Annotated in this window: 19 protein-coding genes; 10 read left to right on the top strand and 9 right to left on the bottom strand. The window is 51.2% G+C overall.

Annotated features, from left to right (window positions below; translation table 11 throughout):
* Positions 1-55: 55 nt before the first annotated feature.
* The 9 genes from AC50Y3_RS09485 to AC50Y3_RS09525 all read left to right on the top strand — a co-directional run bounded on the left by AC50Y3_RS09485 (position 56) and on the right by AC50Y3_RS09525 (position 8383).
* Positions 56-901: an undecaprenyl-diphosphate phosphatase gene (locus AC50Y3_RS09485; protein ID WP_494818508.1), complete on the top strand. Its 846-nt coding sequence runs from the start codon at positions 56-58 to the stop codon at positions 899-901.
* A 236-nt stretch (positions 902-1137) separates the two neighbouring features.
* The gene (locus AC50Y3_RS09490; protein ID WP_494818509.1) at positions 1138-2247 is read left to right on the top strand and encodes an HD-GYP domain-containing protein; all 1110 of its coding nucleotides are present in this window, start codon (positions 1138-1140) and stop codon (positions 2245-2247) included.
* 177 nt (positions 2248-2424) lie between these two features.
* Complete coding sequence (gene yfkAB / locus AC50Y3_RS09495; RefSeq protein WP_494818510.1) at positions 2425-3561, top strand: radical SAM/CxCxxxxC motif protein YfkAB; 1137 nt, start codon at positions 2425-2427, stop codon at positions 3559-3561.
* Between the two features lie 46 nt (positions 3562-3607).
* A complete protein-coding gene (locus AC50Y3_RS09500) occupies positions 3608-4954 on the top strand; it encodes a hemolysin family protein (protein ID WP_494818511.1) in 1347 nt (448 codons plus the stop codon).
* A 207-nt stretch (positions 4955-5161) separates the two neighbouring features.
* Positions 5162-5386, top strand: coding sequence for a spore coat associated protein CotJA (locus AC50Y3_RS09505; protein ID WP_494818620.1), 225 nt, complete (start codon positions 5162-5164; stop codon positions 5384-5386).
* Entirely contained in the window at positions 5379-5642 is a 264-nt protein-coding gene (locus tag AC50Y3_RS09510; protein ID WP_494818512.1) for a spore coat protein CotJB, read from the top strand. Before AC50Y3_RS09505 ends, AC50Y3_RS09510 begins: the two co-directional genes overlap by 8 nt.
* 40 nt (positions 5643-5682) lie before the next feature.
* Positions 5683-6252 (top strand): manganese catalase family protein, encoded by a 570-nt coding sequence (locus AC50Y3_RS09515; RefSeq protein ID WP_494818513.1) that lies wholly within the window; start codon positions 5683-5685, stop codon positions 6250-6252.
* A gap of 235 nt (positions 6253-6487) precedes the next feature.
* Positions 6488-7633 (top strand): phosphodiester glycosidase family protein, encoded by a 1146-nt coding sequence (locus AC50Y3_RS09520; RefSeq protein ID WP_494818514.1) that lies wholly within the window; start codon positions 6488-6490, stop codon positions 7631-7633.
* Between the two features lie 48 nt (positions 7634-7681).
* On the top strand, positions 7682-8383 hold the full coding sequence (locus AC50Y3_RS09525; protein ID WP_494818515.1) for an HAD family hydrolase: 702 nt from the start codon (positions 7682-7684) through the stop codon (positions 8381-8383).
* A gap of 369 nt (positions 8384-8752) precedes the next feature.
* Here the strand turns inward: AC50Y3_RS09525 and AC50Y3_RS09530 are convergent, their stop codons facing one another.
* The 6 genes from AC50Y3_RS09530 to AC50Y3_RS09555 all read right to left on the bottom strand — a co-directional run bounded on the left by AC50Y3_RS09530 (position 8753) and on the right by AC50Y3_RS09555 (position 15602).
* The gene (locus tag AC50Y3_RS09530) at positions 8753-9919 is read right to left on the bottom strand and encodes a YheC/YheD family endospore coat-associated protein (protein WP_494818516.1); all 1167 of its coding nucleotides are present in this window, start codon (positions 9917-9919) and stop codon (positions 8753-8755) included.
* Between the two features lie 121 nt (positions 9920-10040).
* The gene (locus AC50Y3_RS09535; RefSeq protein WP_494818517.1) at positions 10041-10490 is read right to left on the bottom strand and encodes a GNAT family N-acetyltransferase; all 450 of its coding nucleotides are present in this window, start codon (positions 10488-10490) and stop codon (positions 10041-10043) included.
* Positions 10491-10506: 16 nt separating this feature from the next.
* Positions 10507-11655: a YheC/YheD family endospore coat-associated protein gene (locus tag AC50Y3_RS09540; RefSeq protein ID WP_494818518.1), complete on the bottom strand. Its 1149-nt coding sequence runs from the start codon at positions 11653-11655 to the stop codon at positions 10507-10509.
* Positions 11655-13031, bottom strand: a complete 1377-nt coding sequence (locus tag AC50Y3_RS09545) for a YheC/YheD family endospore coat-associated protein (protein ID WP_494818519.1) — start codon at positions 13029-13031, stop codon at positions 11655-11657. The genes AC50Y3_RS09540 and AC50Y3_RS09545 overlap by 1 nt, the downstream gene beginning before the upstream one ends.
* A complete protein-coding gene (locus AC50Y3_RS09550; protein ID WP_494818520.1) occupies positions 13028-14215 on the bottom strand; it encodes a YheC/YheD family endospore coat-associated protein in 1188 nt (395 codons plus the stop codon). Before AC50Y3_RS09550 ends, AC50Y3_RS09545 begins: the two co-directional genes overlap by 4 nt.
* Before the next feature lie 19 nt (positions 14216-14234).
* Entirely contained in the window at positions 14235-15602 is a 1368-nt protein-coding gene (locus tag AC50Y3_RS09555; RefSeq protein ID WP_494818521.1) for a YheC/YheD family endospore coat-associated protein, read from the bottom strand.
* 254 nt (positions 15603-15856) lie between these two features.
* On the opposite strand from AC50Y3_RS09555, the gene AC50Y3_RS09560 reads away from it, so the two are divergent.
* Positions 15857-17200 carry a DRTGG domain-containing protein gene (locus AC50Y3_RS09560; protein WP_494818621.1) on the top strand — a complete coding sequence of 448 codons (1344 nt, stop codon included), beginning with the start codon at positions 15857-15859 and terminating at the stop codon, positions 17198-17200.
* Here the strand turns inward: AC50Y3_RS09560 and AC50Y3_RS09565 are convergent.
* From AC50Y3_RS09565 to AC50Y3_RS09575, 3 genes are all read right to left on the bottom strand, one after another.
* Positions 17197-17493, bottom strand: a complete 297-nt coding sequence (locus AC50Y3_RS09565; protein ID WP_494818522.1) for a YtpI family protein — start codon at positions 17491-17493, stop codon at positions 17197-17199. The genes AC50Y3_RS09560 and AC50Y3_RS09565 overlap by 4 nt on opposite strands.
* Positions 17494-17593: 100 nt before the next feature.
* Positions 17594-18103 carry a sporulation membrane protein YtrI gene (locus AC50Y3_RS09570; RefSeq protein WP_494818523.1) on the bottom strand — a complete coding sequence of 170 codons (510 nt, stop codon included), beginning with the start codon at positions 18101-18103 and terminating at the stop codon, positions 17594-17596.
* A 3-nt stretch (positions 18104-18106) separates the two neighbouring features.
* Positions 18107-18433: a YtrH family sporulation protein gene (locus AC50Y3_RS09575; RefSeq protein ID WP_494818524.1), complete on the bottom strand. Its 327-nt coding sequence runs from the start codon at positions 18431-18433 to the stop codon at positions 18107-18109.
* Positions 18434-18543 lie beyond the last annotated feature (110 nt).

The raw sequence follows: 18543 nt of genomic DNA on the forward strand, positions 1-18543 counted from the left end.
GCCAAGTTAACGAATACGAAGAAGCGTTACTGCATAAACGCCTTAGGAGGATCATATGGGAGACATTATTCACGCGATTATTTTAGGTATTGTAGAAGGATTAACCGAATTTCTGCCCGTATCATCGTCGGGGCATATGATTTTGACCAATAAATTGCTTGGGATTGCATCGGATGATCAGGCGATTGTTACGTTTGAAATTGTCATTCAGCTGGGTGCAATATTAGCGATGGCCATTGTTTATTGGGATCGTATTCTGGATCTGTTTGGTCTGTCGCGCAAAGCGCAATCGCTTGGCACGCTTTCTTCGGGAAGACGTAAAGCGCGCAAATTGAACTTGATCCATGTTGCGCTCGGTATCGTGCCTGCGATGCTGCTTGCTTTTCTGCTGAAGGATATTATCAAAGGTGAGGGCTTCAATCAGACACCGGTCTTATTTTCCCTCGTGGTCGGCGGGATCTATATGATCGCTGCTGAGCGGCTGCAGAAGACTCGTCGAATCAAAGTGGTATCCGAAACGATGGACGATATTTCATACAAGCAGGCTTTCGGTATCGGCTTGCTGCAATGTTTGTCGCTTTGGCCGGGTTTCTCTCGTTCGGGCTCTACAATTGCCGGCGGCATGCTAACAGGGACAAGCTATAAAGCTGCAGCAGACTTCTCGTTCCTGATGGCAATTCCTATCATGGTGGCGGCTACCGGCTATGAAATGCTCGACAACTACAAGTATATTGAAGGCGACAATTTGATGTTCTTTATTGTAGGGTTCCTCGTCTCCTTTGTTGTTGCTTGGCTTGTCATTGTCTTGTTCCTGCGCTTTATCCAGAAGGTAAGACTGACGCATTTCGCTATTTACCGTTTTGTATTGGCGGCTTTGTTCTGGCTGTTTGTGATGAGCTAAGAAAAATAACACGAATATGTCGATATTTGGCGAATCGGTTATTGCTCTTTTTTCTCAAATCCCTTACAGTAACATTACGAGGTTTTTATAAAATACTAGAAAGTATTGGTATTTGAGCGATACTTCACTAGCATTTTCAGGGAAGAAACTTACCACGCCGACACCGTACGGCATAGCATTTCTTCTTACCTAGCCTACAAATTTAGGAAAATAGATGCAAGGCAGGGGTCGATACGATGCGATTATTGCCCACACAGATGTGCCGGCCGGGCATGAGACTAGCTAAAAAGATTTATTCCGAGGATGGACTGGTCCTACTTGGCGAGAATGTCGAATTATCGACAAGATTGATTACCCGCCTTTACGAGTGCGGGGTTCATTTTGTCTATATTCAAGATCCGCGAACGGCCGATTTGGTCATTCCCGATATCATAAGCGAAGAGACAAGACATAGGGCGCTTAGCGAGATTAGGACGAATTTCCGGGATTTAATGGATCGTCCTAATCGGAAGAGCGGCGTAACTTATCCATATATAGCGAAATCGTTCAAACAAATAATGACGATGGTAATCGACGATTTGACGGATCAGAAGGATGCTATGATTATGCTCATGAACATGGGCATCGTGGATGATTATTTGTTCCAGCATTCGCTGAATGTATCGGTCTATACGACTTTGCTCGGCATTGCGAACGGCTACTCCAGGGACGAGCTGATGACGCTTGGTCTCGGCGCCATGCTGCATGACATTGGCAAGACGCAGATCAATATGAACATTCTCAAGAAGCAAGGCTCGCTATCGAGGGATGAGTATGAAGAAATGAAGCGGCACGCGGAACGCGGTTATTATCTGTTGAAGGATGAGCCGAATATTCCATTGCTAGCTGCCCATTGCGCCTACCAGCATCATGAGCGGCTGGATGGGAGCGGTTATCCGCGAGGCATAAAAGGCAATGAAATTCACGAGTATGCGAAGTGGATTGGACTCGTCGATTCTTATGATGCGATGACGACAACTCGTATTTACCGTAATCCGCTGCTGCCCCATGAAGCGGTAGAGTCGCTATATGCCGGTACCGGTACATTATACGAGCAGAGAATGCTTCAGCTGTTCCGAGATAAAGTAGCCATTTACCCGCTTGGCATTACCGTAAAGTTTCATTCCGGCGAGAGCGGCGTCGTAGTAGATATCAATGCTTCTTGCCCGCACAGGCCTGTCGTTCGAATTCTGAACAACGAGCAGGGCGAAGAGCTGAAGGTGCCTTACGAGGTTGACCTATCCAAGCAATTGACGACAATGATTGTAGGCGTGAATGAGGATCAATCATTTGCTGAGGCTTACTGAGGAGTAGGATTGAACGGCTCCAGCAGCCCAATCCAATATGGTAGTCCGGGGAGCCGAGCAGGCTCCTTTTCGTATTTTTGCACCATTCTGTTTGCAACGAGCGACTTCGGACATTACAATAAAAGAAAGCTATTTAAGAGCGTGCGTATATCATGACAAAGTAAGGTGCTGAAACAAATGCAGAATGCTATACCTTTTGTACAACCGAATTCAAAGCTATTATTCACGCCCGCGAACGATCCGTGGGATCCCATTCTTTCCTTGCGCGAGCATGGTCAGCATGTGCTGACAAGTGTTGAGATGACACTATCCAACTTATGCAACATGCGCTGCGAGCATTGTGCCGTTGGTGACACATTAGTGATGGCAGAACCTGCGAAGCTGCCGCTCGATACGTTATTGCGCAGATTAGATGAAGTTGAACATCTGAAGACGATTAGTATTACCGGCGGAGAACCTACATTCTCAGCGAAAGCAGTGCGAGAGTATATGATTCCGCTGCTGAAGTACGCGCGCGGTAGAGGCGTATCCTCACAAATTAACTCCAATGTCACATTGGACTATGGCAGGTACGAGGAGATCGCGCCTTACCTGGATGTGATGCACATTTCATTCAATTACACGAGCAGCGAGGATTTTCACCAAATAGGCTTTGCCAAAAGCGGGCATCCTGTTTCGAAGGAAACAGCAGCGCGTATGTATGACCGCATGATTGAGAATGCAAGACGACTAAGTGACGGCGGACTGTTCGTTTCGGCAGAATCGATGATTAATTTCCGGACTTATAATAAAATGCCGGAGATTCACAAGCTGATTCTGGAAATGGGCTGTAAGCGCCATGAGGTCCATCCGATGTATCCTAGCGCATTTGCAGCGGATTTGCCGGTTATTTCGAAGCAGCAGATGCGAGATGCCATTACTTCCTTGCTGGACAGCCGGGACCCTTCTGTATGGATGCTCTTCGGCACTTTGCCGTTCTACCACTGTAATGAACAAAAGGAAGACCGCGAGCTGCTTGCGAGATTGGCTTCAGCACCGCTTGTGACGGTGCGTAACGATCCGGATGGACGCAATCGTTTGAATGTGAATTTATTTACAGGCGATGTGTTCGTCACCGATTTCTCCGATGTTCCGGCGTTCGGCAACATCGGCTCAGATCGGTTAGACGATCTGTTCGGCCGATGGCTTGCGCATCCGCTGGCTCGCAGCGTTGATTGTCATTGCCCGGCTGCTTCCTGCTGCGGACCGAACCTGCTCGTGAAAGACATGTATTACCGGGATGTCGACTTTGGAACTCGTCAAGCCATCCTATAATATAGATAGAGCGGCGATATGCCGATGAGAGGAGCGGACGAAGCCTTTGCATGAATTTGAAGCAGGCCGAATTCTGTTAAATTTATGTGTAGTCCTTATACTTGTTTTGTTGAACGGTTTTTTCGTAGCGGCGGAGTTCTCCTTAGTGAAGGTTCGTTCATCGAGGTTGACGCAGCTGTCCAATGAAGGACATAAGAGGGCGAAGTACGCGCTGACCGTAAACAAGAAGCTGGATGCTTACTTGTCAGCCACGCAATTCGGTATTACGTTAGCTTCTCTTGGTCTAGGCTGGGTAGGGGAGCCGGCCATTTCTGATCTCATCGTCGAACCGTTGTTTTTCAAGTTCGGTTTAACGGATGAGACGCTCGTACATACGGTTTCGATCATTATCGGATTTCTCGTCATTACCTTTCTACACATCGTACTTGGAGAGCTCGCGCCTAAATCGCTGGCGATTCAGAAATCAGAAGCGACTTCTTTATGGCTGTCGATGCCGCTGCTCTTCTTCTACAAAATGTTTCTGCCTGTCATCTGGCTGCTCAACGGATCAGCCAATCGCTTACTGCGATTGTTTGGCGTTCAGCCGGCCAGCGAGCATGATTCGGCACATACGGAGGAAGAAATTCGCATTCTGATGAATCAGAGCGCCAAGAGCGGCATTATCGATAAGGATGAGCTTCGTCTGTTTGACAATATTTTCGAATTCAGTGACAGGCTTGCTCGCGAGGTTATGCTGCCAAGGACAGACATGGACTGTCTCTATGCGGAGCATTCTTACGAGGAGAATATGAAGATCGTTTACGCGACCAAACATACTCGCTATCCGGTTTGTGTGGAGGATAAGGATCAGCTCATCGGATTTGTGCATATTACGGATTTACTCACATCCGATCCGGATGAGGAGCAATCCATCCAAAAATATCTCCGCCCGATTCTCAATGTGCCGGAGTCGATGGAAATCAGCCATGTTTTAAAGCTGATGCAGCGCAAGCACTCACAGCTGGCTATCGTTGTGGATGAGTATGGAGGGACTGCCGGGATGCTGACAACTGAGAGTATTCTGGAGGAAATTGTCGGCGAAATTCATGATGAATTCGATAATCAGCAGCCAAACATTGTCGTGAAAGGCGATGTCACCTCAGTAGACGGTCGAACGCTGATCGAAGAAATCAACGATATGTTTAACTTGGATATTGAAGATGAGGACGTCGATACAATCGGCGGCTGGCTTTTCACACAGCTCGAGGGCAATCCGGATAAAGGCAAGAAGATTGTAGTTGATGACTATGCTTTTGAAGTAGCGGAAAGCGAACGGCTGCGAGTGCTGCGTGTGTCTATCTACCGCGTGAAGCAGCAGCCGGAAGAAACAGAGCAGCTGGATGAAACGGAATAAAGAAGTTGAGGCTGGCGCTTCGATCATCATAGATGATTGAGGCGTCAGCTTTTTTGATGCATGTACACTATTCCCCGGGAAATCAAAATGGAATATTCACGTAATCTACAGGAACATTTACTGGGCGAATGTCATATGATTAGAAATGGATTTTTGTTACTACTCCGGTCCGATTCGAATATTAGGAGGAGAATACAGGTGAATGCGATGAAGCCGACACGAGATTGGTATCCGTTCATAGGTCCGTTCGATCCTTGCCCGCCTAAATACGTGAAATCCTACTACGTACCGCCGAATGAATTTATGCCCTATCAGCCGATGAATTTACCGCAATTCTCACTTGCAGATGCACTCAAATTAGGGACGCTTTGGCCCGCATTATATGGTCCTTATGAGGCGAAAAGCTCGATGAGGGGGCAGCAAGATGAATAAGCAGCTGGACGAAAAATATTATCAGAAGCTGCTTGAACTGCAGCAGCTGGATTTTGCCTTGGTAGAGCTAACGCTGTATCTCGATACGCATCCTAATGATCTGCAGGCGCTGCAGCAATTCAACCAGTTGGCACAGCAGCGGCAGCAGTGTGCCATGCAATTCGAAATGGAGTACGGACCGCTTATGCAATTCGGACGCAGTTACTCCAAATATCCATGGCAGTGGGTCGAGTGCCCTTGGCCGTGGCAAGTATAAGAGCTGACTTGCAGGTGGAGAAAGGAGAGGAGGAGATTCCATGTGGATTTATGAGAAGAAGCTCCAGTACCCTGTGCGGGTCAGCAAATGCGATCCCAGGGTTGCCGGTTATCTGATCGAACAATACGGTGGAGCCGATGGCGAATTGTCAGCGGCGCTCAGGTATTTAAATCAGCGGTACTCGATTCCTAACAAGGTCATTGGTTTGCTTACGGATATCGGTACGGAGGAATTTGCCCATTTGGAAATGATCGCTACCATGATCTATAAGCTTACGAAAGATGCGACACCGAAGCAGCTTGAAGAAGCGGGGCTCGCTCCGAATTATGTAAATCACGATAACGGCATATTTTACAACAACGCTTCAGGGGTACCGTGGACGGCGGCCTATATTGGAACGAAAGGCGATCCGCTCGCAGATTTGTATGAGGATATTGCGGCCGAGGAGAAGGCGCGTGCGACGTACCAATGGATTATCGATATGACCGACGACGTGGATTTGCAGGATGGTCTGAAATTTCTGCGTGAGCGTGAAATCGTCCATGCCATGCGTTTCAAGGAAGCGGTCGAGATGATAAAAGCCGATCAGAGCACGAAGAAAGTGTTCTAATTTCGTGGTCAATCTCATGTACGAGTACGAAGCTGGCCCTCGCGCGGAGCCGGCTTTTTTGGTGATTTTATAAGCGATTTTTGGCGAAATTTAACTAGTTTTGTCAAATTCTTCATTCGACTGAAACTTTTATATTCCGCACCGCGTTTACTAGTTACAATGTGTTTGAAGTCTGGGAAAAGCGAGGCGGAGGATGGACATACAATCGAATGTACCGACACCGAGAGAGGCATCTATGAAACGTACCGACACTCCACTACAGCACCAAGCGACGATCACCAATGGATTCAGAAGACGATGGAAACGAATGGTTCGCATCATGACCATCAGCGGGATCGTCTTGCTGATGCTTGGCATTACGGGAATCGGATGGCTGCTGTTGACACCGTCCGGCAGCAACTTTCGCTATCTGATGGCGGATACGCTCATTACAACACAGCATAGGCATTGGGCGAAGTACATCATCGGACAGCATGAGCTCGATGTGCGAGTACAGCAATACCAGCAGCGCTTTAATGCGATGGGAGAAGAACGAGATACACATGAAATACATCCGCAGCTGCAGCCGCAGCCGGTTAATGCAGCCGTACCTGCCATCACAGAGCCGGAGGAGAAGCCGCTCGTCGAAATCGAGGAGATTTCCGGAACAGGCTACAGCGGGTATGTCATGACGGTTAATGATCCGACGAAAATCCGTATCGGCGTTCCGGCGAAACAAGGCCGCGGTGAGCGCGTGCGGAGCATGGTAGAGCGGACCGGAGCAATAGCGGGAGTCAATGGCGGCGGGTTTGCCGATCCGAATTGGCAAGGGAATGGGTTTCAGCCGATTGGCATCGTCATGTCTGGCGGGAAGCTGTTCTATGATGATTTGGGCAAATCGAAATCAACGCAAGTCGTAGGACTGGATCGCGACGGCAAAATGGTAGCGGGCCGCTATACACTCTCAGAGCTGGAGCAGATGGGGGTGCAGGAAGCGGTGACGTTCCAGCCTCGCATTATCGTGAACGGCAAGGGACTTATAAAGAATGCGGCAGATGGCTGGGGAATCGCTCCCAGGACGGCGATGGGACAGCGAGAGGATGGTGCCATTCTCTTCGTCGTTATCGACGGCAGACAGCCCGGACATAGCATTGGTGCGAATCTGTACGATGTGCAGCAGATTATGCTGGAGCGCGGGGCAGTCATCGCAGCCAATTTAGATGGCGGATCGTCCACTGTTCTGGTCAATGATGGTCAAGTCATCAACAAACCGTCGACTAAGAGCAGCGAAGGCAGATATTTGCCAACAGCCTTCCTGGTGTTCGAGCATCCGGAGCAGGCGAACATTTCGAATGTATGGGATGGGCTAGGACCGAAAGATATTGATCCCGGCAAATGGTAAATGCAGGTTGCGCGGCGGTCTTCTTTTCCAGTATGATAAAGGGCAATAATGCGAAAAGGGGATTTCTTCTTGCAGAGCAACGTTACATTGCCACGGCCTGAGGCCATTATATTTGATATGGATGGTACATTGTTTGAAACGGATACGCTGCTCATCCACGTGCATGAGCGTATCTTCGAAACGCTGCGGGCAGAGGGTTTGTATATGAAGCCCACTCCGCCGGTAGAGAAGCTGCTGAGCTGTCTTGGGATGCTGCTGGAGGACATCTGGCGCAAGGTGATGCCGGACGGTACAGAGGCGGCTCAGAGACGGGCTGACGAGCTGCTGCTCCAATATGAGCTCGAAGGCTTGGAAGCTGGCGAGGGCGAGCTATATCCGCATGTAGCCGAGACGCTGCAGTCGCTTAAGGAGCAAGGATTCAGGTTGTTTGTTGCCAGCAACGGTTTGGAGCGGTATGTGAAAGAGGTTGCCCGTTACAAGGGAATCGCTCCATTGTTCGATGGTTTGTATAGTGCAGGGGAGTATGGGACTGCGTCGAAAATCCATCTTGTAGCGCGGCTCATGGAAGACCATGGTGTGAAGTCCGCCTGGATGGTGGGGGACCGTTCTTCCGATGTAGAAGCTGGCAAGAGCAATGGGCTTGGCGTCGTTGGCTGCGCTTATGCCGTGTACGGTCGGAAGGAAGAGCTGCAAGGAGCGGATGCCCTTATCTCCGACTTCCGCGAGCTGCTCGCGTTGACGCAAGTGTAGAATGTATAGGCTGTCTCAAAAGTGTGCATGGCGACTTTTGAGGCGGCCTTCTTTGTTTGGTTAGTGAGTGAGGTGAGCGGTAGTGAGGAGGGGGATGCGAGCGCAGCGTTGATGGAGCGCGAAGAGAGGTAGTGGGTACTGCTCTTTTGTGGGAAAGCGAGGATGGAGCGCGAAGAGAGGTATTGGGTACTGCTCATTGGTGAGAAGTGTGAACGGAGAGCGAAGAGAGGTCGCACGTAGGCGGAAAAGCGAGGATGATGCGCGAAGAGAGGTACCTCGTACCTCTCCTTGATTGAAATAGCCGTATGTAGTCCTAAGAGAGGTACCCAGTACCTCTCTTAGCAATAGAATGATGCGGCCTTGTAGGACTTAATCCAGTGAAGGCACATGCTTCTCCTGTTTATCCTGTTTATCTTGTTTATCAAGCTTCTCTTTGCGCCGCTTCTTCTGATCATAGAGCCAGACGGCATACTCCAGCGGCCGAATGATCGCTTGCTTGTAGGTCTCGCGCTCTCCGGCTTGCACGAATACTTCGCGGGCCGGCTTCGGGTTCACCTCGAGCAGCCAGATCTGTCCTCTCCGGTCGATAGCCAGATCAAGCGCGAGCTCACATAAGCGCCCATAAGACTCCTCGAGATAAGCAGCTACTTTTACGCCGAAATCCTCGGCTTTCTGACGAATATCCGTAGCCGTATCCTCGTTTCGAATCCAGTCGCTAAGCAGCGATTGCATCTTGATGGCTTGACCGCCGCCGTGCAGGTTGGAGGTAATGCTGCCAGAAGCGCCGATTCGTCCGGCGCAGCCGGTCACTTCCCATTCCCCGTTGCCGTTCTTCTGCACGAGCATCCGATAATCATGCACGCGGCCGTTCGGCAGTTTCAGCTGGATACCTTGCTGCACGAGATAATGGTTCCCTTTCAAATCCCACGAGGCCAGTCGGCCGTGAATGCCAGAGAGGGAAGCGCGCTGTGGACGAACGATGCGCCGATCTTGATCTCTGCCCTGGATTAAATAATCGCCGCCCTGCTGCTTCTCAATGCGCAGAATGCCTCTGCCTCCGGTACCGTTGATCGGCTTCAAATAAATGAGCGGATATTTACGGACCATTTCCGTTAGATCGCTGGGATTCTCGTATAGCCTTGTCATAGGAAGATGGGGGACGAACTCATTTTCTTTGCGCATCGTCCGGTACACTGTCCACTTGTTGCGAAGCACTCGGTTTAAGAAGGTCAAGTGGCCGTATTTTTTGCGAAAATGACTGAGCTGAACGAACCGATGGCTGCGCTGAATGCGGCAGCGATCATAGATCATATGGGGAAAAGACCGCCATTTGCGCGTCCAGCTTTGCGATGAAGTGTCATAGATATGGGCATGAATCCGATTATCTGAATAGTTGACGTCCGCCGGTGTGAACACAAATACTTCAAGACCGAGCTTCTTGCCGGCCAACGTCATGCGTTGATAGATCGGTTTCTCCTCGAGCAATCCATTGTCGTTCAGATAGAGCGTTAGGATGCCGAGAACCGGCTGAACCATAAGGACTCCTCCTCAAAGATTTTGCGGTGAAGAACCGATGGAAATCGATAGTGCACAAACTAACATCGGAATCGGAAGCGTAAACGTAAAGTTTTGCGATGAGGCACCGCTCAGTCTTAACTTAGCTCTCAAAACGCAGTGTCGGCTTGCCGGTTGGACCGGTATGCAAGCTAACAGCCCTCATGCCGGCACGGAAACACATCGCCATGCTGGAGGGATTATCCGAGGCTACGGAGCAGGTAAGCGAGCCCATGCGCTGACTGAGCGCCTTTAGCAGCGCGCTTCCGGCGCCTTGGCCGCGGAACTCCGGGGAAACGACGACGAAGCATGCGCGTTCGCCGCCTTCAGCGGCAAATGCACATGCAGCCAGCTTGCCGCTGCTTGAAATCGCCAGCGCAATAGCGGCAGAAGCTTCACCGGAACGGCTGCAGGCCAGCTGCGCCGCGGGGAGTTCCCGCAGCTCAACCAAGGCTGCATTCGTGATGCGATCGTCGCCATACCGGTATAAGAAGCGGGTTACCTTCTCCTTCGCAGATGCCCATTGGGACGGTGTTAGCAGCTTTACCTGCACGGCAAATCACTCCTCGCTATAGACCCTTCAGCTTGAGCAAATATTGGCTGTAGTGAAAGATACGCTCAAGCGAACGTTTGCGAATATCCGGCTCGTCGAATTTCATCGGCTTCGCGTTGGCCTCGAAGAACCAAATACCTCCAAACTGGTCCACGCCAAGATCCATCGACATTTCCGCCAAGCGGCGGCCGGATCCGCGCTCGATTTGACGAGCAATAATTAACGCAGCGTTGCGGGCCTTTACTAGCAGTTTACGTGCCTCATCTTGACCAAATACGCTGACAAGCAGCTTCTCGGGGTCTTCGATGCTGCCGCCGCGCGGCACATGTGTCGTAATGCTGTACGTTCCGGCGACACGTGCGCCAATGCCGGAGATGTCCCATTGTCCGCGCCGGTTCTTCTGCACGAGTGCACGAAGATCGAAGGAGCGCTCATTGAAGGCAGCGAGCTGAATGCCCTGCTGGGCAATATAACGTTCGCCGCTGCTTTCTTTGATAATGCGCGTCCACAGCTTCCCGATCGTGCCGCAATTGTAGGTCGTGCTTCCGCGATCCCCTTGGATCTTCAATCGATAGGGAAGCGGTTTTTCCTGCTGCAGCTGGATGGTCATGATCCCTTTACCGGCTTTGCCGCTGACAGGCTTGAGATACAAATATTTATGCTTCAGCATCATCTTGCCGAGTCCGCTGATCGTTAGCAGACGGCGTGTCGCCGGAATGAACGGCTGAGTCGTGCGCGACTGCTTCAGCCATTTGAACAGGCTCCACTTGTTGAAGAAAGCAGGATTGAAGAGCTGTATGCGGGGATGTTTGACGCATGCCGCAATTTTTCGTTTCACTTCCGGCTGCAGCTCATCCTCGCGAAGCGGAATGCGATTGTAGATAAGGTCAGGCAGCGGGAATTTCTGCATCTCCCAGCTCTCCGTAGCCGTATTGAAGGTAAAGCCGTCAAGCAGCTTGCGCTGAAGCTTCAGCTGCTTGACGGTTAGCACATAAACCAGAAACCCGAACTCGGTGCCCATAGCAATGATATCTGCGAAGTTTCCCCGATTGCCTCGAAATAGCTGGATCTCATCCTCAATCGTCAAGATAGCGAGTACCGGCTGCTTACGCTGAATGGAGGCGGCTTCATCCACCGCCGTATCCTCGTGAATAACGAGTGCCATTAAGCTTCGCCTCCTTGCCCCGTGAACCTGCTTAAATACATGCAATGATCCAGAATATGAGTAACGGAATCACGTCCTTGCGCACGCAGCGCAGGATGGCTGAAGATCGACCGGCCCGGCTTGGCATTGGCTTCGAACATCCAAACCTCGCCATCCTTGTCGATGCCGATATCAAGTCCGAGTTCACCCAGCGTATGAGGGAAATTGCGTTCAATCGCTTCCGACAGTTTAACCGAGACATCCTTGGCTTTCGTCAAGATTTCATCGGAGCGATCTCCGAACGCCCGGCTAAGCGCCTGCTCCGGCGTAAGCAGCGAGCCGCCGTTCTTGATATGCGTGGTAACGCTGCCGCGTCCGGCTTTCTTCGCGCCGATGCCCACAGGAACCCACTTGTTGCTGCCATTCTTATGCATATGGAAACGGAAGTCGATCGGACATCCGTCAATTTCGATCAATCGCACGCCTTGCTGACTGACATAACGACCAAGTCCGCTGCCATGTCTGGTTTCCAGCATCCTCATCAGACTGCTGAAGCTCGTGAAACGCAGCAGCACATTCGTATCTCCTCTGCGGTATCTGGCAAAATAACCGCGTTTGGGGTGATACGTCAGCCGATAGATCCCGATACCGAGACTTCCGGCAGAAGGTTTGTAATAGATAAATTGATGTTTCTCAAGCATTTCTTTAATTTTATCGGCACGCGGGTTATTCACCGATTCCGGCAAATGCTCCAGCGCCTCGACATCCTTATCGAGCAGCTTATAGACATCGGATTTATTGAAGAAGCTCCAGTTGAAGAACGGAACCCCTTTACGGATAAACTTCTCCCGCAGCGACATGATCGTAGCCGTCGTCTCGGCGATGCGGCTTGGGAGGCGGTTATAAACGACATCCGGGAGCGGAACGACTTTGCGGTACCAGCTTCCCGTACTGTTCAGGAAATACCCATTGATCGTCCCTTGATTCCAGTTCACATCACGCGGAGTGAAGGCGAAGAAGTAGGCTTTGCGTTCCCCTGTACGAAGCAGCTGCCGGATATAACCCGAACGTGCGCCGAAAGGGGAATCGGCAGATCGGCTGCCATCGGTCAGCACGCCGATGAGGGGTCCGATTTGAACCTCATTTTCGCTGCCTTGGATATAAGAAATGCTGCCTGCCTTCGGAACCCGGATGGATTGGCGAACGCCTGCGGAGAGGTAGAGGTGATGGCCTTGCCGATCGATCGGCTTTACGGCAGCAGTTATGCTTTCATGACCAAGCTTTAGTTGAATGGTTTTTTTGCCGGCGAGCTTCAGCGATTTAAGGAGTGAGCCCGACAGGTAAACGATTCGATCGCTTGATGGTGAGAAGTGTACATGACAAGATGTCAAACTCATGGATGAACCTCCTGGATGTATCTCCTTTGATTTCGTCCAAACTGATAAACCGGCTGCCTGTGCGCGGCGAGCTTCATGGCATAACGGATTGGTCGTTCAACGGCCAGCCTCGCAGCGCTCTCGTCGCCTTCCAGCGCCTTCCGTCCGGGTTTGGCATTCGCTTCGAGCAGCCATATCCGGCCGCCTTGCTCGATGCCGTAGTCAATGCCAAGTTCGGCGAGCCTGCCAAAATGATTCTCCAGCGCCGCCGCCGCCCGTTCGCTGATCCAGCGAATTCGTCCGAGCAGCCGTCCAGCGGTTTCGCTGTCGAACTGTTCCGTCAATGCTTCCAGCGCGCTTTGGGCTGAGCCGCCGCCATGTAAGTTGGCGGTAACGCTCCCTTGCTGCCCGGTCCGGACAGCTGCCCCTGTGAACGACCATTTGCCTGTTTCGTCCTTCTGGATCAATACGCGGACATCATACGATCGGCCATCTTTACCGGTGAGGGGCAAGTAAGGCTGAACGATATACGTCGTGGATGCAACGAAGCCATTGATCCAACGGCATACATCCTGCCAATTGTCGCGTAGGATCGTGAGGGGGCGATTCTTTCGATCGCGGCCGTCAATATGCCAGCCGTCCTCGCTCCGTAGCAGGCGAATGGCACCTTTGCCATGGCTGCCTGCAGTTGGTTTGAGAAATAAGCCTTCGGGATATTGCTTCATCAGCTGCGTGAGTACGGAAGCTCCTTCATACTTGTAGGTTGAAGGCAGCCACGGCGACAGCTGCGAATCCCGTTCGAGCTCCCGATAAACGTCTAGTTTGCCGGGAAGTGCGCCATTCAGCAGTATATACGGCTTCAGGCGTTTCAGTTCCGCAAGTGCATGGCTTGCAGCTCTATATTGGGCATTTGTCTTTGGAAGCGAACGGTCATAGAGAACATTGGGAAGCGGGAAGCTTCCTTGCTGCCATTGGCCGTGTTTCAGCACGAAGCCCTTGATCAATCGAGATGAGCCTCCCGTGACTTGGGAAGCGCAGAATAAATAGACGAATAGGCCAAGTGACTGCCCAATCCGAGATAAACGACGGCAAAATAGATCCTCAGGCATCACCGGAGGGGGATCATCTGCGCCGGGACTTGAGGAGGGGACACGAAGTTCGCTAATCATAATGCCGAGGACGCTGCTGTACGGATGCTCAGCCATCACCGCTTCCTCCTTTTCGTTAAAATTCGGCCAAATGTCTTGCATAGCGCACCATATTTCGAACGGAAGGACGGATTTTATTATCCTGAAGCGGTGTATTGTCGTTCTTGGATGGCTTGGAGTTCACTTCGAGCAGCCATACTCGGCCGCTGGCATCAAGCGCCAAGTCGATACCCAGCTCGCCGAAGTGGGCGGGAATGTGTGTGTCAATCCCTTTGGCGATTTCAAGCGCCGCCCGCTGCAGCTTCCCTGGTGCATCCTGACCGTTTGCGCTGGACAAATTGGATTTGTTGACCGCTTCTCTCACCGTGCTGAGCGTACCGCCTCGTGCCAAGTTCGACACGAAATGATGGGTGCCTGCCGTTCGTGCCACTATGGAAGTAAGCGCCCATTTACCGGTTTCGTTCTTCTGCACGAGCGCTCGGAAATCGACAGGTCTACCCATGATGTCGATGAGATGCAGCCCTTGCTGGATTTGATAGCGCACCGTCTTCATTTTGCCTGAGAGGGAAGCATAGAGCTTATCGATCCCGCCGAAATGCTGCCTGCGTGTGCCTGTAGTCGTAGCATACTGAGCGGAATAGGAGTCGGTATCTAATCTGGAAATGCGAATGATGCCTTTGCCCAAGCTGCCGCGTACCGGCTTCAAGAAGACGGTATTATGCTTTAAGCACATCGACTTCAACACCTGAAAGCTGCGAAGCACATGGGATTCGGGCAGATAACGAACGAGCGAAGGATCCTTCACAAGAGCATCAAACACTTCGGCTTTATCGAGAAACTTCTCATTGAACACGACACTGTTATGACGATGTTTGGTTTCTTTGATGAAGAGCTGTACATTTGGTCGGTTTTCAAGCTTGCGAGAGGTCAGACGATTGTTGACCACATCCGGTGCAGGAACAGGTACTTTCCGCCAGCCATCGGAATAGACCCAAGCCTCGAGTGTGTTGAAATTGTCTGAAATATGATCCGGTGTGAAGAAATAAACATGAGCGCCTTGTGCTTCACAGGCGTCTACGAGTTCCTTGCAGAACATAGTGATGGTACCAAACGGCCGATCCCTGGCTTCAGGATCATCTCGGCTGATAAGTACGCCGATCAGCGGACCTATCGCGAGTGTGGCATTATCCTGCCGGTAACGGATTCGCAGTGTGGTGCTTGAGATCAGCCCCATTTTGCGGGCTAAGCTTTGCCCAATACGCATACCGTCAAACCGCTCGACCGGGACGACTTTTACATAGTGGCGGAATGCACCGAATTTCAGCATAATGGGCTGCCCTTGCGGTATTTTCCACTGTCTCAAATAAGCATCACCGAGCATAATGGCATCATCCGGCAAGATGCCTGGGCTGATCACCTGAACGGCGACTTTCGATTTCAGCATCGACGGATCTCCTTCCAAGCTGGAGGATGACGACGTGCAGCTTGCGGTCTATGGGATTTTCACACGAATTACTTTCATCATATGAGGACATCTACCCCTTGGTGATTAGCGGACATCATGAAAAACATGGGGGAAAGGCCCTTTTTCCGAGATACTTGACCTCTCAGCAGATATGCCAGCAGGAAGAGCATCTGCTAATATAGAACTAGAACAAGCCGACCAATTGGTTGAAATAAGTAAGGGGGGCCACTGTGATAACAGGAGAAAAAGGACTTGAATCGCAGACAAAACATGAGCGACTCATGCAGTATATCCAGCAGCTCGAAATTGGTACGAAACTTTCTGTACGCACGATGGCCGAAGAGCTGGAAGTCAGTGAAGGCACTGCCTATAAAGCGATTAAAGAAGCGGAATCGACCGGGCTCGTCAGCACCAAAGAGCGGATCGGCACGGTCCGCATACAGCGGAAGAACCGGGAATCGCTAGACCGTTTAACGTTCGGAGAAGTGCTTGATATCGTGCAAGGTGAGCTGATCGGCGGAGCGGCAGGACTTGTGAAAACACTGCATAAATTCGTCATTGGCGCGATGGAGCTTGATGCGATGGTCCGTTACATCGATGCAGGCAGTCTGTTGATTGTCGGTAACAGGCAAGGTGCGCACGGCTGCGCGCTTGAGCAGGGAGCAGGCGTGTTAATTACAGGGGGATTCGGCACCAGCGAGGATATGAAGCGGCTTGCAGATGAGAAAGGCTTGCCGATAATCTCATCCAAGTATGATACGTTTACCGTCGCTTCGATGATTAACCGCGCCATGTTTGACCGCTTGATCCGTCAGAAAATCATGCTTGTCGAGGATATCGTTACTTACAGCCGTCCGGTTGAAACGATGAGACTCGGGGAGACGAAGGCGGATTACGTTTCGCTTGCGAGCCGTGTCGGCGGGACGCGTTTCCCGGTGCTGGACGATCGAGGCAGAGTTGTCGGTATCATGACGGCTAAGGATGCTGAAGGAGCACAGGAAACTCAACTGGTTGAACGGTTGATGACGCGAAGCCCGATTACGGCTGCGCCGAACATTCCGATTGCTTCTGCGGCGCATACGATGGCAGCCGAAGGGATCGACCTGCTGCCGATCGTCGATAAGAATCGTAAATTGCTGGCGGCGCTTAGCCGAAGTGAAGTGCTGGAAGCGATGCGGTATGCCGGGAAACAGAAGGAATCAGGCGAAACCTTCGATGAGTTGATCGGAGCGGGTTTTGAGAAGAAAGAGAGCGAGCATAGTGGAGAATGGCTGTACGAGGGACGAATTACGCCGCAAATGTCGGGCACGTTCGGTACAATCTCGGAAGGCGTATTGGTTACGCTCATGAATCAGGCGGCACGGGGATTAATTCGGGAGTTGGGGAAGCGGGATTATGTCATTGAAAGCATGACGACATACTTCGTAAGACCTGTCCAACTGGAGAGCGAAGTGGTCATCATGCCGAGTTTGCTGGAGATGAGCCGCAAGAGCGCCAAGCTCGAAATCGAGTTGAAAGACCCCGGCGGCCTTGCTGCCAAAGCGCTGCTGACAGCGCAGCTGATTGATCCGTATTAACCCTTCATCGAGCGGTATACGCTGCCATTGCGCAGTCCTGCGAACAGGTTGAACAGTCCCAGCACGATAAACAGAGCGCCGATAATAACTTTTATCGTGGAGCCGCTGTAAGCTAGCATCATAAACAAAGCGATGAAGATTAGCATGATGCCCATGCTCATGTTCATCCGCGCTGCGTTTAGACCACGTACACGGGTGTCCGCAGAGCGGCGTGCCTGGAAGCTGAAATAAACCGAGAGCAGCGATGTGCCGCAAATAATAATGACGATCGCCCAATGTAATGCGTTGACCATAGTGAAACAAGCATCTCCTTTAAGCTGTGCAGCTTTCAATATGTGCCTTATTGTACCATGAATTACAGCTGCAAGTGAAACGGCCGGCACCGATGCAGAATCAATTAATCTGTCGTTGATTGAGCGCAGCTTTGAACCACACTTGAAGCACGTTGTCTACGACAAGCATCGTCCGAATTTGCACGATAAACTCTTTCCCTTCCACGGTATAAATTTTGCGGTCCAGCAGGTCCCAGGAAAGCTCGGCGTTGGAATTGATTTTGTAAATACTGGTACCTACGAAGACGGACAAGTCGGTCTTAAGCTTTGATTTGAGTGCCAGCTTGACTTGTTCATTCGTGATGGCAGCCCCGTCACTCCCTTTATTATCCAGCATAATCGGCTGAATGCTCTGAATAACGGTATGCTGGTCCTTGAATTTATTTAGTTTCTCGATTCGATCCTCGTATTCGATCAGCTTATCCTCAAGCGCCGTGTTGCTGTCGCGAAGCGCATTGAAGTTCATAAAGAAGACGGCGTGATACAACATCGCGCCTAATATCGACCCCAGCACGACATAAGCAGCCGCTTGCATGAACCTCGTAAACCGTTCAAAAGGCGGTACCCTCATCGGTCAGACCGCCCCTCTGCATAACCACCGGACAAGCTCAGTTCCCATATGCGCACCGAGAAAAGCACACAGGATATACGCGATTTGCAGCACAACCGGCGAGAGATGTCCTTCGATCATGTTGCTCTCAATGACGCGCATCGGGTCGATCGTTCCGCCGACGGCCGCTACGAGCGCCCATATTTTCAGCCTTGTCGCGGTTTCCAGCATTACGGCTGCCGGGGCAGCCAATACGAAGACAGATCCGATGCCCGCCAGCATGGAGCCGCCGAATACAACGCCGAAGGCAATGAAGAAATCGATCGTCGCTTTGGATAAGAAGGAGTCCATTTATACGTTCACCCTTCCTGTGGAATGAGAGGACGTCATGCTCGTCCCCTAGTCCATTCTATGGGCGAGGAGGGCTTCAATATGATAAACTAGTATAAAATGATGCTTCG

Source organism: Paenibacillus sp. J22R98 (assembly GCF_059383835.1).

What these genes read in the sequence shown, in the direction of transcription:
- yfkAB (WP_494818510.1), top strand. Translation starts at nt 2,425, where the DNA reads ATGCAGAATGCTATACCTTTTGTACAACCGAATTCAAAGCTATTATTC.
- AC50Y3_RS09575 (WP_494818524.1), bottom strand. Translation starts at nt 18,433, where the DNA reads ATGGACTCCTTCTTATCCAAAGCGACGATCGATTTCTTCATTGCCTTC.
- AC50Y3_RS09570 (WP_494818523.1), bottom strand. Translation starts at nt 18,103, where the DNA reads ATGAGGGTACCGCCTTTTGAACGGTTTACGAGGTTCATGCAAGCGGCT.
- AC50Y3_RS09490 (WP_494818509.1), top strand. Translation starts at nt 1,138, where the DNA reads ATGCGATTATTGCCCACACAGATGTGCCGGCCGGGCATGAGACTAGCT.
- AC50Y3_RS09485 (WP_494818508.1), top strand. Translation starts at nt 56, where the DNA reads ATGGGAGACATTATTCACGCGATTATTTTAGGTATTGTAGAAGGATTA.
- AC50Y3_RS09550 (WP_494818520.1), bottom strand. Translation starts at nt 14,215, where the DNA reads ATGGCTGAGCATCCGTACAGCAGCGTCCTCGGCATTATGATTAGCGAA.
- AC50Y3_RS09530 (WP_494818516.1), bottom strand. Translation starts at nt 9,919, where the DNA reads ATGGTTCAGCCGGTTCTCGGCATCCTAACGCTCTATCTGAACGACAAT.
- AC50Y3_RS09525 (WP_494818515.1), top strand. Translation starts at nt 7,682, where the DNA reads ATGCGAAAAGGGGATTTCTTCTTGCAGAGCAACGTTACATTGCCACGG.
- AC50Y3_RS09505 (WP_494818620.1), top strand. Translation starts at nt 5,162, where the DNA reads ATGAAGCCGACACGAGATTGGTATCCGTTCATAGGTCCGTTCGATCCT.
- AC50Y3_RS09510 (WP_494818512.1), top strand. Translation starts at nt 5,379, where the DNA reads ATGAATAAGCAGCTGGACGAAAAATATTATCAGAAGCTGCTTGAACTG.
- AC50Y3_RS09545 (WP_494818519.1), bottom strand. Translation starts at nt 13,031, where the DNA reads ATGAGTTTGACATCTTGTCATGTACACTTCTCACCATCAAGCGATCGA.
- AC50Y3_RS09540 (WP_494818518.1), bottom strand. Translation starts at nt 11,655, where the DNA reads ATGGCACTCGTTATTCACGAGGATACGGCGGTGGATGAAGCCGCCTCC.
- AC50Y3_RS09565 (WP_494818522.1), bottom strand. Translation starts at nt 17,493, where the DNA reads ATGGTCAACGCATTACATTGGGCGATCGTCATTATTATTTGCGGCACA.
- AC50Y3_RS09515 (WP_494818513.1), top strand. Translation starts at nt 5,683, where the DNA reads ATGTGGATTTATGAGAAGAAGCTCCAGTACCCTGTGCGGGTCAGCAAA.
- AC50Y3_RS09555 (WP_494818521.1), bottom strand. Translation starts at nt 15,602, where the DNA reads ATGCTGAAATCGAAAGTCGCCGTTCAGGTGATCAGCCCAGGCATCTTG.
- AC50Y3_RS09520 (WP_494818514.1), top strand. Translation starts at nt 6,488, where the DNA reads ATGAAACGTACCGACACTCCACTACAGCACCAAGCGACGATCACCAAT.